This is a genomic window from Candidatus Dependentiae bacterium (assembly GCA_003511165.1).
In the GTDB taxonomy this organism is placed as follows: Bacteria; Babelota; Babeliae; order Babelales; family UBA12411; genus UBA12411.
The window spans coordinates 1-16,541 of record DOJW01000006.1 but is presented as its reverse complement, the minus strand read 5'-3'; the positions used below and the strand labels follow the sequence as shown (position 1 = coordinate 16,541).

Annotated in this window: 8 protein-coding genes, 2 tRNA genes, 2 rRNA genes and 1 other annotated feature; of the genes, 4 read left to right on the top strand and 8 right to left on the bottom strand. The window is 33.8% G+C overall.

Features of this window, described 5'->3' with window-relative positions; genetic code table 11:
- From DEA20_02775 to DEA20_02760, 4 genes are all read right to left on the bottom strand, one after another.
- Positions 1 to 245, bottom strand: a 23S ribosomal RNA gene (locus tag DEA20_02775); the annotation flags it as partial.
- A 2-nt stretch (positions 246 to 247) separates the two neighbouring features.
- Positions 248 to 1,518 (bottom strand) — a sequence feature (possible 23S ribosomal RNA but 16S or 23S rRNA prediction is too short).
- A 117-nt stretch (positions 1,519 to 1,635) separates the two neighbouring features.
- Positions 1,636 to 1,711: transfer RNA gene (locus tag DEA20_02770), tRNA-Ala, on the bottom strand.
- A gap of 37 nt (positions 1,712 to 1,748) precedes the next feature.
- Positions 1,749 to 1,825: transfer RNA gene (locus DEA20_02765), tRNA-Ile, on the bottom strand.
- Positions 1,826 to 1,911: 86 nt separating this feature from the next.
- Positions 1,912 to 3,452: ribosomal RNA gene (locus tag DEA20_02760) — 16S ribosomal RNA — on the bottom strand.
- A 970-nt stretch (positions 3,453 to 4,422) separates the two neighbouring features.
- On the opposite strand from DEA20_02760, the gene DEA20_02755 reads away from it, so the two are divergent.
- Complete coding sequence (locus DEA20_02755; protein ID HBS48094.1) at positions 4,423 to 5,505, top strand: peptide chain release factor 2; 1,083 nt, start codon at positions 4,423 to 4,425, stop codon at positions 5,503 to 5,505.
- 9 nt (positions 5,506 to 5,514) lie between these two features.
- Positions 5,515 to 6,477 (top strand): tRNA lysidine(34) synthetase TilS, encoded by a 963-nt coding sequence (tilS, locus tag DEA20_02750; GenBank protein HBS48093.1) that lies wholly within the window; start codon positions 5,515 to 5,517, stop codon positions 6,475 to 6,477.
- Between the two features lies 1 nt (position 6,478).
- Here the strand turns inward: tilS and DEA20_02745 are convergent, their stop codons facing one another.
- A complete protein-coding gene (locus tag DEA20_02745) occupies positions 6,479 to 8,242 on the bottom strand; it encodes a hypothetical protein (GenBank protein ID HBS48092.1) in 1,764 nt (587 codons plus the stop codon).
- A gap of 123 nt (positions 8,243 to 8,365) precedes the next feature.
- On the opposite strand from DEA20_02745, the gene DEA20_02740 reads away from it, so the two are divergent.
- Positions 8,366 to 9,559 (top strand): hypothetical protein, encoded by a 1,194-nt coding sequence (locus tag DEA20_02740; GenBank protein ID HBS48091.1) that lies wholly within the window; start codon positions 8,366 to 8,368, stop codon positions 9,557 to 9,559.
- Positions 9,560 to 9,568: 9 nt separating this feature from the next.
- Complete coding sequence (locus DEA20_02735; protein HBS48090.1) at positions 9,569 to 10,573, top strand: hypothetical protein; 1,005 nt, start codon at positions 9,569 to 9,571, stop codon at positions 10,571 to 10,573.
- A gap of 52 nt (positions 10,574 to 10,625) precedes the next feature.
- On the opposite strand, the gene DEA20_02730 is transcribed toward DEA20_02735, so the two are convergent.
- The 3 genes from DEA20_02730 to DEA20_02720 all read right to left on the bottom strand — a co-directional run.
- Positions 10,626 to 12,350 carry a hypothetical protein gene (locus tag DEA20_02730; protein ID HBS48089.1) on the bottom strand — a complete coding sequence of 575 codons (1,725 nt, stop codon included), beginning with the start codon at positions 12,348 to 12,350 and terminating at the stop codon, positions 10,626 to 10,628.
- A gap of 7 nt (positions 12,351 to 12,357) precedes the next feature.
- Positions 12,358 to 14,901: a hypothetical protein gene (locus tag DEA20_02725; protein HBS48088.1), complete on the bottom strand. Its 2,544-nt coding sequence runs from the start codon at positions 14,899 to 14,901 to the stop codon at positions 12,358 to 12,360.
- 13 nt (positions 14,902 to 14,914) lie between these two features.
- Positions 14,915 to 16,541: hypothetical protein (locus tag DEA20_02720; protein HBS48087.1), on the bottom strand; the 1,627-nt coding region annotated here is incomplete at its 5' end.

Genomic DNA, 16,541 nt, shown 5'->3' with positions numbered 1-16,541 from the left:
CGGTTTACGGTACGATCACTTTTTAATTCGCTAGAGATTTTTCTAGTCAGTGTAGAATCAATCGAACATATCTTTCGATTAGATTGATATGCCCATCACACCTCAAAGATAACGATTTTGCGGATTTACCTACAAAATCCTTCTAAATGCTTAGCTTGGCAATCCAAAAGCCAAGTCAATCTATCTTACTGCGTCATCCCGTTGCTCAAACACTAAAAAGTGGTACAGGAATATTTAACCTGTTTNNTTTTTCGTTACTTATGCCAACATACTCACTTCTTTAATCAACGTCACCTGTTTTTACAATCAAGCTCGTATCTATTAAAGAACGCTTCTCTACCACCACATTTTATCAATGTGATCCATAGCTTCGGTGGTTCGCTTGAGCCCCGCTTATACTTTAGCGCAAAAATACTTGACCAGTGANNCCTTAGCTGATGGTCTGGGCTGTTTCCCTTTTGACCCCTGAGCTTATCCCCCGGGGTCTGACTCCTGTCTTCTAAAATCATGGCATTCAGAGTTAGTAAAAGTTTGGTAGGCTTACGCCCCCTAGCCAAAACTGTCGCTTTACCGCCACAACAAATCCAACAAGGCTATACCTAAATATATTTCGAGAAGAACCAGCTATTTCCTAGTTTGATTAGCCTTTCACTCCTATCCACAGATCATCCGAGCAGTTTTCAACCCACACCGGTTCGGTCCTCCATCTTGTGTTACCAAGATTTCAACCTGTCCATGGATAGCTCACTAGGTTTCGGGTCTACCCCACACTACTAATCGCCCTATTAAGACTTGCTTTCGCTACGGCTCCGTTCTTTCAAAACTTAACCTCGCAATGTAGGAGTAACTCGTTGGCCCATTATGCAAAAGGTACGTGGTCGCGCATACTTATATATCGCTTCCACCGCTTATAGATATTTGGTTTCAGTTTCTATTTCACTCCCCTCCCGGGGTTCTTTTCACCTTTCCCTCACGGTACTAGTTCACTATCGGTCATCAGAGAGTATTTAGCTTTACCCCATGGTCGGGGCAGATTCCCACGGAATTTCACGTGCTCCATGGTACTTGGGAGAATAAATATCATTTCAAATCAAATTTTCGTTTACAAGACTACAACTTTCTATGGTTGCCCGTTCCAGAGCATTCAACTAATTTGATCAAAACAACCTAATCATTGCATTAATTAGACATTAAATCCCACTTCCCTTACTTTGCAACGCATGCAAGCTTACACAAAATAAGTTTTCAGCTGTTCCCAGTTCGCTCACCACTACTTAGGGAATCACATTCGTTTTCTTTTCCTAGCGCTACTTAGATGTTTCAGTTCACGCCGTTGGCTTTTTTACTTTATAGATTCAAGTAAAAATGTTTAGAATTTAACCTAAACAGGTTTTCCCATTCGGAAATCTCCGGATCAATGCTTGATTGACAACTCCCCGGAGCTTACAGCAGTCTTCCACTTCCTTCATCGCCTTCTGATGCCAAGGCATTCTCCAAATACCCTTTTCAATTATCTACAAATTTATAAAAATTGTAATATACGTCGAAATATACCAGCTTTACAGATTACAAATATTTCAAAAGATCACAGAATTTTCAAACTCAATATCCAATAGAAATTATAAAACTTAATTTTGGTGGAGGTGAGCGGAATCGGACCGCTGACCTTCCGTGTGCAAAACGGACGCTCTACCAACTGAGCTACACCCCCGATAAGAGAAATTTTAAACCTAAAATCACCATAAATATGGTGGGCCTAAGTCGACTTGAACGACTGACCTCCCCGTTATCAGCAGGGCGCTCTAGCCACCTGAGCTATAGGCCCGAACCTTTAATAAAAAATGTTTGGATCTCGGAACTTTTTGTAATTATCACACCTTATTAGCCATAAAAAAGGCTTTTTTCTCCCTCGAAAGGAGGTGATCCAGCCGCAGGTTCTCCTACAGCTACCTTGTTACGACTTAACCCCAGTCATCCCCCATACCTTCAGCATTCGCCTCCTCATAGAGGTTAGCTAAAATGATTTCTGGTATAAACGATTTCCATGGTTTGACGGGCGGTGTGTACAAGGTCCGAGAACGTATTCACCGCATCGTTCTGATATGCGATTACTAGCGATTTCAACTTCATGGAGTCGAGTTGCAGACTCCAATCTGAACTTAGACTAATTTTAAGAGGTTTGCTCGCCCTCGCGGGTTGGCATCCCATTGTATTAGCCATTGTAACACGTGTGTAGCCCTAGACATAAGGACCATGCGGACTTGACGTCATCCCCACCTTCCTACTAGTTTCCTAGTCAGTCCCGCTAGAGTGCCTTCTAAAAGAAGTAGCAACTAACGGTAGGGGTTGCGCTCGTTAGAGGACTTAACCCAACATCTCACGACACGAGCTGACGACAGCCATGCAGCACCTGTTTATCTGTCTAAGTAAACTTAGAAAACTATATTTCTATAGCAGTCAGATATATGTCAAGCCTAGGTAAGGTTCCTCGCGTAGTGTCGAATTAAACCACATGTTCCACCGCTTGTGCGGACCCCCGTCAATTCCTTTGAGTTTTAGTCTTGCGACCGTACTACTCAGGCGGATCACTTATCGCGTTAGCTTCAACACAGATTTTGCTAAACAAAACCCACATTTAGTGATCATCGTTTACAGCGTGGACTACCAGGGTATCTAATCCTGTTTGCTCCCCACGCTTTCGCGCTTGAGTGTCAGCATTAGGCCAAGAAGCTGCCTTCGCCATCGGTGTTCCTATCGAGATCTACGCATTTTACCGCTACTCCGATAATTCCACTTCTCTCTCCTAAGCTCTAGCCAATCAGTATCAACCGCCGATCCTCAGTTAGGCCGAGGTATTTAACAGCTGACTTAATCAACCACCTTCACGCTCTTTACGCCCAGTGATTCCGAATAACGCTCGCTCCCCTCGTATTACCGCGGCTGCTGGCACGAAGTTTGCCGGAGCTTTCTCTAGTGGTACCGTCATCCCCTATACGTATTATTTATAGGTCTTTCTTCCCACTTAACAGGAGTTTACAATCCGAAAACCGTCATCCTCCACGCGGCGTCGCTGCATCAGGCTTTCGCCCATTGTGCAATATTCCCCACTGCTGCCTCCCGTAGGAGTCTGGGCCGTGTCTCAGTCCCAGTGTGGCCGTACACCCTCTCAGGCCGGCTAACCATCATTGCCTTGGTAAGCCATTACCTCACCAACTAGCTAATAGTACGCAAGCTTATCTTTCAGCGGTAGCAAAGAGGCCACCTTTTACCCCGTAGGGCGTATGCAGTATTAACTCCGATTTCTCGGAGGTATTCTTCACTGAAAGGGAAATTCTCACGCGTTTCTCACCCGTCCGCCACTTTACTTGTTTCCGAAGAAACTTTCTCGTTCGACTTGCATGTGTTAGGCACGCCGCCAGCGTTTATTCTGAGCCAGGATCAAACTCTCCATATCATAACATTTAATATTATGCTTGATATTTACAAAAGAATTGCGAGATCCAAACATATTTTTCGACTCGCCCATTTCTAATTTCTATGGATGTCAAAAGAGTCAATTTTTTTACCTCCAAAAACAGTAACTTTCTGTTGCTTAAGATCGCTCTTTTCTTCGATCCAGAAAGTACTTATTTCAACCTCGATCTTCGACTTGCTGTCTTGATCATGGAGCTAATTGTATAACCTTTTTTTTAGAGTTGCAAGGTTTTTTTTCGTTTTTTTTATTTTTTATTTTATTTTTCAAATATCAATCTCCGAAAAACACTTGCGGATCGATGATTTCAATGAAGATATTTTTTTCATTTTTTTTAAAATATTTTAGAAAAAGCTCAAAAAACAGACCTCTTTTCAATATTTTTTTTATAAAAATATACAATTTCAACATCTTCAAATTGCAGTATTATTGTTAATACTAAAACAAACAATTTCTATCTCAATAATGTAATGTAAAAAATCATTAAACATTCGAACTTAAAAAACAAACAATTATATACCTTTAATTAACTTCAAAACTTTAATACATCAATTATTGACAAATAGTAAAAATATATCTTACTATTAATAATAATGTAATTAATAAAGGAGATTAATAATGAAAAAAGTAGGAAAAACGCTAAAAAACAATGGCCCCGTCTCAAAATCTAAAAAAAAGAACTTTGGTAAGAATGTTTTATATTCACAGAAAAAATTTGTAGATAAAAAGCATTTCCCAGATAGAACATGGGCAAAACCAAATGAAGGCAGAAAAGGTCCCAAAATATAATATATTCTTAAATATTATAAGGAGCTTTCAATAAGCTAAGTTCTTTTTTATAATCTATTCTATAACAATATATAGGATAAAAGTTAGTCTCAATTAACTTTTATCCTATATATTGTTAAAAGATAACCTTCATTAAACATTTAAACTTTTGGTATTAAATTATGTTAATTGACGAATTACGAGAAAAGCTCAAATCGGTAGAACCTGATTTAAAAACAATAAACCTTTTTTGGGAAAACAATAAACTTGAAGATAAATACAACACTTTAAATCAAACAATAAATTCTGAAGAGTTCTGGAAACATCCTAACCAAATAAATTTGTCCAAAGAATTCCAAAACATAAAAGAACTCCGTGAAGACTACTCTACTATCAATAATTCATTTAAAGATCTTTGCGAACTTATCGAACTTTTTGGCGAAGATGAAAACGAGTTAAATAAAGTAAAAGGAGAGATTCACCAACTCTGTAGAAAAATTAGCAAATTCAAAATCGAACTTTTATTAAACAAAGAAGAAGATAAATATAATTGCTTCTTATCAATAAATTCGGGAGCTGGTGGAACAGAATCCCAGGATTGGGCCAATATCCTTCTTAGAATGTATTTAAGATTTTGCGAACGTGAAGGTTTCAAAGTTGACGTTCTAGATTATCAAGATGGTGAAGAAGCAGGAATCAAATCTGCTGTTTTATTTATCCGCGGTAAAAATGCTTTTGGGTTACTAAAAGCTGAAAATGGTATTCATCGCTTAGTTAGAATTTCCCCTTTTGATGCAAACAAAAAAAGACATACATCATTTGCCGCTATAACAGCAACTCCAGAAATTGCAGATGCTAAAATTGAAATTAAAGATGAAGATTTACGAGTCGATACTTACCGTGCCGGTGGAAAAGGTGGACAACACGTCAACAAAACAGACTCGGCTGTACGAATAACACATATTCCATCAGGAATAGTAGTTCAATGTCAAAATGAAAGATCGCAACTGCAAAATAAGCAAACCGCTATGAAAATGCTTATGGCTAAATTAGTAGAAGTACAAGAACAAGAAAAGAAGACTAAAGAATCTTCAGTTGAAAGAAAGAAAATTGAATGGGGCTCTCAAATTCGCTCTTATGTTCTTCACCCTTATAAAATGGTAAAAGATCATAGAACTGATTTGGAATCACCGCAACCTGATTTAGTACTTGATGGTGACATTATGCCTTTTATCGAAAAATATTTAATCTCTGCAAATGGATAACTTTAAAAAATGATTTTAGAAAAAATAAAAACCAAAGTTTTATCATTAACCAAATCTACCAGCAAGCCTAAAATAATTTTGGGCTTGTCTGGCGGTGCCGACTCTACTTTTCTTTTTCATGCATTAAAAAATCTTCATCATGAAAACAAAATCACACTTATTGCCGCACATTTAAATCATGGTTGGAGACAAGAAGCGATAATCGATGAAAATTTTTGCAGAGATTTATGTAATCAATTTCAAATACAACTCGAGATAGTAAATGCATCTTCATTTGATCCTATAAAATCAAATGGCTCCAAAGAAGAACTCGGAAGAAACCTACGTAGACAATTCTTTGATGAATCAGTACAAAAACATAATGCTGATTTCGTAGCACTTGCACATCACTTGCAAGACCAACAAGAAACATTTTTGTGGCGAATTTTACGCGGAACAACTTTGAGCGGTTTAACATGTATGAAAGAAATAGATGGATTTTACATTCGTCCACTTCTTGATATTTCAAAAGATGAAATCTTAAATTATTTAAAAGAAAACAATCTTACATATATAGAAGACGAAAGTAATTATAGTGAAAAATTTCTGCGTAATCGCATTCGTAAAAATATAATTCCAGCTCTCAGAGAATGCGATAGTCGCTTTGATATTAAATTTCAAGATACTCTTACCGCGCTCATCAAAGAAAATGAATTTTTAGATCAATTAACAAACGACATATTTATCAATATGTTTCAACAAAATGATAAACTGCTTATTGGTAATTTAAAAACATTCCTTGCGACGCATGAAGTTTTACAAAATAGATTAATCATCAAATGGCTTTGCAGTGAAAAAGTAAAATTTCAGATTAGTTCCAATTTTATAAGCGAAATAATCAAATTCTTAAAATCCAAAGAAGGCGGATCACATACACTTCATCAAAATTGGAAAATCAATAAAAAAGGCACTTCTTTTTGGATTTCAAAGTAATTCAAACAGTTCTCTTTAATTTGTAACCCAAATACAAAAGAACTTCTCGTCCTTTTTCCTTTATAACCTCTAAAGCTTCCCCACTTTCTTTTCCAAGAGGAAGCAAATTTAAAAAAGCTAAATCATTATTAATTGGAGATAATAAAAAATCCTTTTGAGGGGTAAGAGCAACAGGATAAGAGTAAGCAAAAAACATCAAATTTCGATTTTCATCAAATTTTATAGCAATATCACCAAGATTAGCATCGCCTCCATCCAAATTTATTATTTGATATACTCCAGCTCTTTCTTTCCATTCATTACTATAATTAGGCGTATCAATCCGCAAACCCCACACAAAATTTCTCCCATTTTCATTTGCTATAATGAAATCATGTTCTGCTTTATTTTCAAATCTAAAACCTAAATCTGAATATTTACTTGCCTTGGATCCATCCAAATTGCACAATTCATAAAATCCAGTTTCAGAATTTCTTGAAAAATAAAAAGATTTTTGAGAGCTTTCAAAAATTAATTTGCCATTTTGTTTTTTTATTTCAGCAACACCGGCTGATAAATTATATAAACCTTCAACTTTGGATCCATCACAATCATAGTTCTGTAAATCATCTGTTTGCACATTGCTATTTTCTAAATTTTTTTGTTTTAATATCAAACTCAAAACTTCAAAAATTATTTGGCTTGATAAACCGCCAGAAGGGAAAGAATTTAATAATACAACTACTCCAATTTTACATTCTGGCAAGATTACAACCAAACCATTAAATGGAGTCACAAATCCATAATGAAAAGCAATCGGACCTGAATAATTCAATTTATGATTCGCATCAAATTGACCAAGCTTCCATCCTAAGCCCATTTTAAAACCAAAATCAAAAAGATTTTCACTGTTTTGTACTGTGTACATTTCTTTAACTAAATCTTTTGAAAGAACTCTCTTGCCTTCAAAAACGCCTTCTGCAAAAATCATTTTTATAAAATTACTAACATCTAACACTGAAGAATTTAGTGCTGAGGCCGGGTAATAATTACCAGCAAACCATCTATCTTCCACACCTCTTGTATACCCTTTTGATACAAAATTATTTAATCGAGTAGTCAAACGAAAAGATGAAGAATTCATTTTTAAATCAAAAAAAACATATTTATCCATATATGATACAAAATGCTCTCCAGCTTTTTTTGAAATCAATAAACCTAAAAGAGTAACTCCTATATTTGAATATGCATAAATAGGATCGCTCGAAGAAAATCGATAAGTTTCGCTAAGTTCTTTTAAAAAATTGTTATCCATCTCTGCAGAAAAATCTACATGTGATTTGCCATGTCCATCCTTAAGAAAATCTCTTGGCAATCCGCTACAATGACATATAAGATCTCGCAGAGTTATATCTTTTTGATTTTTATTCAATGTTTTAATAGAAAAATCGGGCAAATATGTTTGCAGTGGTTTATCAATATCAATTATTCCTCGATCATAAAGTTGCAATATGGCAAAATCAGTAAAAAGTTTTGACATCGAACCTAAACAATAAACAGTTTCAGGCGTCGCAACTTTTTGTTTATCTCTGTCTGCAAAACCAAACCCCTCTGACCAAATCACATCGTGATCATCGATCACTGCTATGCTCAACCCTACAATATTTTTTTGGTTCATTTCTTTTTTGATTAACGTTGAAAGATCCTCTTTATTTTTACCAGACAAACAAAAACAATTTGGTACGAGGAATAAAAGCAAAATTATAAACAGGAAAATCTTTTTCATTTATATTTATCCTTTTATTTAATTTTAAATATTTTATTTACAAGACAATTAAAAATAATTTATAAACGTTCATTATGAAAATTCGAGTTTTAGATAATATAAAATAAAAAAGAAAGGTAACAAATGTTAAACAGTTTCAAAAAAATATTTTTATTCGTTCTTGTTCTAAGCCTAACGTTAACAAACTTTATTTTTTCGAAAGAATTAAAAGCTAACGAATCTCTCCCGCTATTCGACCAATTTCCAACTCTTCAAACACAATTGCCTTACATCCCTTTTGCAAATCTTCCAACCCCAATCACAAAATTAAACAATCTATCCGTAAAATTAAACACCTCATGCAATATTTTTGTAAAAGATGATGGCTTAACTGAAGATCCTTTCGGCGGCAGTAAGCCAAGAAAAAATGGTTTTACATGCGCTCAAGCCAAAGCTCAACAAGCAAATGCTATTTTAGCAATGGGTCCCGCGGGATCAAATTATGTTGTATCCGTAGCTCAAGATGCAAAACAACTCGGAATAAAATGCATCGCCCTTTTAACTCCGCAACGTCCAACCGCTTACACAATACGCAATCTGCTTTTAATGAAATATTTCGATGCAGAAATACATTATTACAAAAATTGGGCTGAACGTAATGAGGCTGTACGAGAATACCAAAAAAGTTGTCAAAATTATTATATGCCACTTGGAGGATCAAACGAAATTGGCTGTGCAGGTTCTGTAAATGCAGCACTAGAATTAAAAAAACAAATTGATGATAAAATTTTACCAAAACCAGACTATATTTATATCGGATTTGCAACTATGGGATTCATTGCTGGATTAATGCTCGGATTAAAAGTTGCAGGTTTAGATGAAGTAAAAGTCATTGGAGTTCGAGCTATTCCTCAAAGTTATGAAATAGAAACAGCAGAAGATATTGCAAGAATCCATAACTTAACTGCGCAATATTTAAACAAATTAGATCCATCATTTCCAAAGTTTGAAATCAAACCAACCGATGTTTTAGTAAACAACAATTTCTTCGGCGAAGGCTATGCGCATATCACACCGCAAGTTCACAATGCTATCAAGCTATTAAATGAAACAGAAAAAATTAAGCTTGAAGGTACTTATAGCGGAAAAGCTTTTGCAGCTCTGATTGATGATGTACAAAATAAAAAATTAGAAAATAAAACAGTTCTATTTTGGAAAACAAACACAAGCGGTGATTTATCAGAAATCACTAGTCAAGTTGATCCCAAAACACTACCTGAAAAGTTGTACCGCGATTACTTTGAAACAGAACTGCAACCATTAGATTTAGGCTGCTAAAGGAATTCAGTGAAAAATCTAAAAATATTATTTATTGCTAGCATATTCATTACTAGTACAATTTCTTGCAAATTTGTAATTAATCAGCCTGTTGTTGATTTACTTGTAAATATTCCTACAGAAGTAGATGCAAATCTTTCTGAAAAGACTTTTGGCCATTTGCCACAAAATGTAAGAAATTTTCTTGCGACTCTCCCTCCTGAAAATAGAAATCCTAATATTGATTCTCAATTATTATTTGGAGAAGAAGTAAGCATTTTAGAAGAAGTAGGCCCTGAAGGAGATTTCGTAAAAGTGGAAGCAATAGGCCAAGGCTTTGAAAATAAAAAAGTCATTGGTTACATCAATAAAACACAAATATTTTCTATCCCTAATGCTATTGTTTGCAATCAAAAAGCAAAAATTTATTCACTCGAAGAACCTGCAAAAGAAATAATGCAACTTTCTCTTGGTACTAAATTAACTATAATTAGAAAGTTAGATGTTTCCTGGTACCAAATAATTTTACCTGATGGATCTTATGCAAAAATAAATTCTAATGATATTAACTCTTATGAATATTTGAGCGGTTTAACAGAAAAAGAATTAAGAACAAATATCATAAATTGTGCCAAAAACTTTTTAAGATATTCATACTGTTGGGGCGGATGTAGCTGCAACAAAGTTGATTGTTCTGGTTTAACTCGTTTAGCATATTTATGCAGCAATTTAACTTTGCCAAGAAACGCTATAGATCAATATTTAGCATGTAAAAAATTAGAAAATGGATCTCAATTAAAACCGGCTGATTTAATCTTTTATGCAAGAGCCGACAAACCAAAGCGAGTTTTCCATGTAATGATGTATCTTGGAGAAAATGCACTTATTGAATGCGGATGTCCTTTTGGTGTACGAATTTTAACAGGAGAAGCAAAATTCGGCAAAACAATAGAAACAATTAACGGTGAAGAAATTTTGAATAATGAGATTTGTAAAAATCTAGTTATTTATTTTGGAACATTCATAAACAAATAAATGAAAAAGAAGGAGCGAATAAATTCGCTCCTTCTTTTTTAAACAAATAACTTTAAAATTCGATACTAAATGCTGCGTAAAGTTCTAATGTCCTTGGAACATTCTGACCTGTAAACAAATAAGAAGCGCCTACATCAATTCTCTTTCTACTATCAAATTGATAAAGATAAGTCAGACCTAATCTATTTGCCAATTCATAAGTATCGTAAGTTAACATTGTGGTATCATATTTACTTTCAAGATTTCCCCGGCTTATATAATCTTTTGCTTTTAGACGCACATCATAATAAATATCTAAAAAAGATTTTTTCGAAAAAACATTTTCAAATTGATTTCCAAATCTTGCAAAAACCTGAGGCCCTCTTCGAACCCTGACAGATCTTGCTTCAGTGGCACAATTTCTCACCGTCACATCATCTTCCGAAAATGGTAACTTATAAACCGAACCGGACGTAGCCATTTTCAACAAACTATTTATAGGAGTAGTGGTTGCAACATCATAAGTAACCTTTTGCGGAACTCTCCTCACTACATTTGCCGGTATGCTACCAGTAACTTCTGTAAAAATATGTGGATTTATAAAATCATTAACACCCCATAAAAAAGAAGAAAATAATGACAACTCAACAAAACCACCATTTCCAAGCTGCGGCTTCCAGAGCTCGTAAGCAATTTTATCATTTGAAGTAGGAAACAATGCTTTAAATCCAAATATAAATCGTTCAAAATATCGAGACTTAATTTCAGTATTTATAAAAACTGATATATCTCCAAGGCCAACTTCCGTGTCTCTTTTGTTATAACCAATATTATTTGCACTTAAAATAGTTTCAACAAAATCATCCAGCGAGTCGTATGTATCAAAAAAATGAGGATGATATTGCGATAAAAGACCATGAACAGAGTCAGAAAAATTAGATTGCAACTCTATTTTATTTTTTCTTCTGACAATCGGTATTTCTAAACCAAATGAAATTCTTCCATCCCAAAAATGTCGCGCATATTTCGCTGCGAATGTTTGCATATCAGTAGATGCATGAAATTTGAGAGGTTGATCTGCTAAAACGTAAAAATAATGATACTGCGAACCAGGAGTACCATTTTGATGACCTGGAGTAGGAATTCCATCCGAAGAATCATTTTGATCTATTTTTCCTGCCCTAAGCAATTTACTTATCAATAACATATCTTGTAGTTCAAAAGAATTTCTACCAAAAATCAGTGATGCGATATCAACAGTATGTCCCGAAGAATTATAAGCTTTGTTTAACCACTTTGCATCCAAAGAAAACTCTACAAGATCTTTCTCCGCATAAAAAATAGAATGAAACGGCCAGGTTGGAATCTTGTAAATAAAATCATCATCCTTTAGTTCTTTTAGCTTTACTCTTCCATAAATATCATCCTTGAGAGCGCTCTTACGTACTTCATATGCTTGTTTTTGAATTTCTGTTTTTATTTCTTTATCTATTTGTTTTTCTAATTTTATATGCTGTTTTTCATAATCTTTTTGTTCTACTTCATCGACAGCTTTATCAACAACCAATTTAACCTCAGAATCGATCTCTTGAATTTCTCCACTCACCGGCTCTAAAGAATCAGTTTCTGTTTCATCTTTATCCAAAGATGCTATTAATGCATCTACCGGATCCTGTTTAATTTCTTTTGTCTTTTTGTCAACATTAGAAACTTGAGTAGAAGATGCAATCTCCTCTGCGCTCAAAACAGAGCAAGCAGAAAATAAAAAAATAAAAAAATATATTTTAAAATTTTTCATATTTTTCTCACTCCTCTAAATCATTATCCATAGCAGCACTTCTTCTTGCTCTTGGAACTGAAGCAGAATAAAGATGTTTTTTTACAGAATTTTGAATTAATTTACTTAATTCTTCTTTGGAAGATTTTTGTTCGAGTTCTCTTTTTTGTTTTTCAAGAAGCTGAACCTTTTCAGTTAAGTAAGTCACTCTCTTTTCTAAAGCTGCTACTTTTTCCTTTACCTTCTTTGTAATTATATCGTCAGCTTTAGTAATAAGAATTTCGAATCTTTCTTGAATCTTTCGATTAACAGTTTCAAAATCATCTTTCATAACCATGTTTTTATTAATTTTTGAAAGTTCAAAAAATGATTCGGATAAATCTTTTTGAAGTTTATCAAAAGCTCCATTCATGGATAAAATTCTATTATCCATTTCTTCAATTTTTGTTTTCATCTCTTGTTTAGTAACAGCACCAATTTTCAATGCCGACAAAGCTTCACTTTCACTAGCCAATCTTTTTTGAACTTCACCAATTAAATTATCAATTCCAAAAAGTTTACCCTCGAGTTCAACAACTTTTCCGCTTACAATCTTTTTTGCAACACCCTCGCTTGCTGTTTCTACATTTTTAAACTCTTTAGAAAAATTATCGGTTATATTTTCAACAACTTTATTTAACGATGCAAATCTTTTATCAACATCTTCAAGTTTAATTTCCAACTCTTTTTTCGCAGCTGAACTACTTACAGATTGTGAAATTGATTGAAGTTTTTCAGAAAAAGAACCTTGCAGATTTTCCAAATCTGTTTTCAAATTAGCAAGCTTACCTTCCACCTTGCCAACAGTACTTAAAAAATCTTCTTTGGTTACAACATCTTTACTAATTCTTGAAACTTCTCCGAGACTCAAAGTCAAATCTTTTTGTACTTTATCAAGCGAACCGCCTAAATCATTTATCTTTTTATCAACTTCTCCAACCTTTGATAAAGCTTCCTTTTTGGAAACGAATTCTGTTTTCATTCCTACTAATTTTAAGCTTTCACTTTCAATATTAGATTGAATTTGACTTATCATGCTATTTACATTTTTAAGTCTTTGCTCAAGCTCCATCGATTGATCTAATGTCATTTTTTTCGAAGAATTTGTTACATACTCTTGAACACTTTTTACTTCTCTTGCAAAATCATTTGAAACTTTTTCAACCATAGAACCTAAAGTCGTAAATCTCTTATCAACACCTTCAAGTTTATTTTCCAAATCTTTCTTTGCCGCCGCACTACTTACAGATTGCGAGATTGACTGAAGTTTTTCAGAAAAAGAACCTTGCAGATTTTCCAAATCTGTTTTCAAATTAGCAAGCTTATTTTCAACTTTACCAACTTCAGAATTTAACTCTGCTTTAGTTACAGACGTTAAAAGCACTCTGGCCATTCCACCAACTTCTGCAACAAATTTATCTTTTGTATCTACAAAAACTTTGCTTAACTCTTCAAATTTTTTATCTACTTCAGCAACCTTTTTATCAACACCTAAAGTAAATGTCTTTGATTCAAAATTGTCTTTTTTTAACTGTTCTATTACATCTTTTTTTGCACTCGAAAATGAAGTGGTTAATTGCGATAAATCTTTTTCGAATGTCTGAACTTTCGCTTCGAGCTCTTTTCTATCTACTAAGCTTCCACGAATAGCAGCAAAACCCTCAAATTTTTTGGAAAAATCTGATTGTACGGTTTCAAGTTGATTTCGCAAACCGCTAAATTGTTCCTCTACGGAAGAAAATTTTTCTTTAAATTCTTTTTGATTAGTTAAATCTTTAAGAGCTACTGCAAACTCAGAGACTTTTGAACCAAAATCCGAATTAAGTCCTCCAACAGACTCATTTATAGCCTTGAGTTTGGATTCCATATCTTTAAAATTTTCAGTCATCTCTTTTTTCGATGCAGAACCTAAAACAAGTCTTACCATGTTGCTCACTTCTGTATTCAACCTATTTTGTAAATCTTCAAATTCTTTATTCATCGATAAAAGCTTCACTTTAACTTCCGAACTTTTTTGATCTGCCATAGAAGCAATGTCTACCTGCATTTTATCAATATATGAATTTAATCCTTTAAGTTTGCCCTCTAATGCATCTATATTTACTTTGTATTCACTTTTAATCTTGCCTTCTAAAGTATCTATATTTACTTTAACAGTCGAAGAAACACCTTTTAAAGATTCTTGATATTGCGAAGCTTGCTCTTTCAAGCGCTTCTGCAATGCTCCTATATTTGCTGATAATTCGCTAAATTTTGTTTCGAACTGAGTCAATTTTTCTTTAGTATCTTTTTTTATGAGTAATCTTTTTTTATCAACCTCATTAATTTTGGAAAGTAAATTTTCTTGTGCCTCTTTTATAGACAACTTTACAGTATCTAAACTATCATCCAAAGAACGAAAATCCTGAGATATATTTTTTTGTAAAACTTCTCCATTACTTTTCTGAACTTCATCTACATTATCGGCTGTAATAAATATAGGGAATATAACCCCAACAAAATACCATAAATATAAGATTTTACTTTTCTTCATAATCACTTCTCCTTTAAAATCTCGTTATATTACCATTTAAGTCTATTCTAAAGCCTTTTCCACCCCTGGTTCCATAAACAATACCACTGGAAGCATCTTGAGTTACAAGATCTGCTGCATCTAATGTTGCAATATTACCATTGAATAATCTTACTTTTTGATTTCCATTTGCATCCCAAAATAAGACGCTTGTCGTTAAATTTGTTTGTCGTTGCAATAAATTCGAAATTAAATTTTTTGCAGTTACTGATAACTCTTTCGTATTATTTTCATACAATCTTCCACTGAAACTAGAAGATGTCAGATATTGTAAAACTCCATATCCACCAATTGTAGCTCCAGTGGTATTTAGATTTATTACGCTGTCGGATATATTGTCACCTAAAACAAATTTTCCATCATTATAAATCCAAAGCTCTCCGTTCAAAATAAATTTAAAATTATTCAAGGTACCAGGAGAAGATACTAAATCTAGTGAATTAATTTCAAATGTTCCGTATTGACCTATATAAATAATTCCGGCTTGCTCAAAATCCAAATTTACATAAGCTTTGTGTATAGATATTTTAGACCCCACACCAAGTAATGATAATGCGCCTCCGCTATCTCCATAAATATCAAATCGATCTGTTGTTGTATCGCCACCACCTATTATCAAATGTTTGAGCGAATCTATAAATATTTCACCCCCAATAATTGATATTATTCCAAGTCCTCGCAGAGTTAAACTACTCTCGCTATGACCTGACAATCTTTCATCAATCATAAGAGTCGCATTATTCGTAACAGCTAAAGCTGGTCTATTTGCATCCACAGAACTATCAAAATGTATAGTTGTTCCATCTTTAAATACGGCCGTACCTTTGTTTGCAAAAGCTAAACGGCTCAGTTCTGGCAAAGTTAAATCTCTACCAAAATAAACAATTGGATTCTCATATTTATCATCGAAATTAAATATAAGTTCACCACCGGTATCAAAATTTATCAATCCATTTATTGTCAAAGTCTTTGTTACATCAATCGTATTATTACGCCCAATAACATAAATAGTATCGGACAATTTAAGTTCAGTGCTTTCATCGTACATATAAACTGCAGATTCATTGGAAAGAGTTAAACTCAAAGCAAGAGATGCATGCACAGTGAAATCAACACCTTTATCTTGATTCAAAATGATATTGCCATTTGCATTGTATAAATTAATTCCAAAAACAGCTTCTTCTAAACTTATGATTCGCGAATCATAATTGAAAGATGTCGTTAATATATTTCCCCAAACATCATTCATTGTACTTGTTATTCTTGCATTCAAATAATTATATGTACTTGTTATTTCTGCTCTTAATGCAGCTTCAGAAGAACTATTAACAGTTATCCAAATATCATTCATCGTATTAGTTATACGATTATCTAAATATGCCGACGTCGTTAAATAATCGCTCCAAACATTATTCATCGTACTTGTTATTCTTGCATTCAAATAATTATATGTGCTTGTTATTTGTGCCAATTCGTTAGTAGCAGATAGAGTTAAAATATCATCCCAGACATCATTCATTGTATTTGTTATACGATTGTCCAAATATATTGATGTTGTCAGGTATTGTGACCAAATGTTATTCATTGTGTTTGAAATTTTT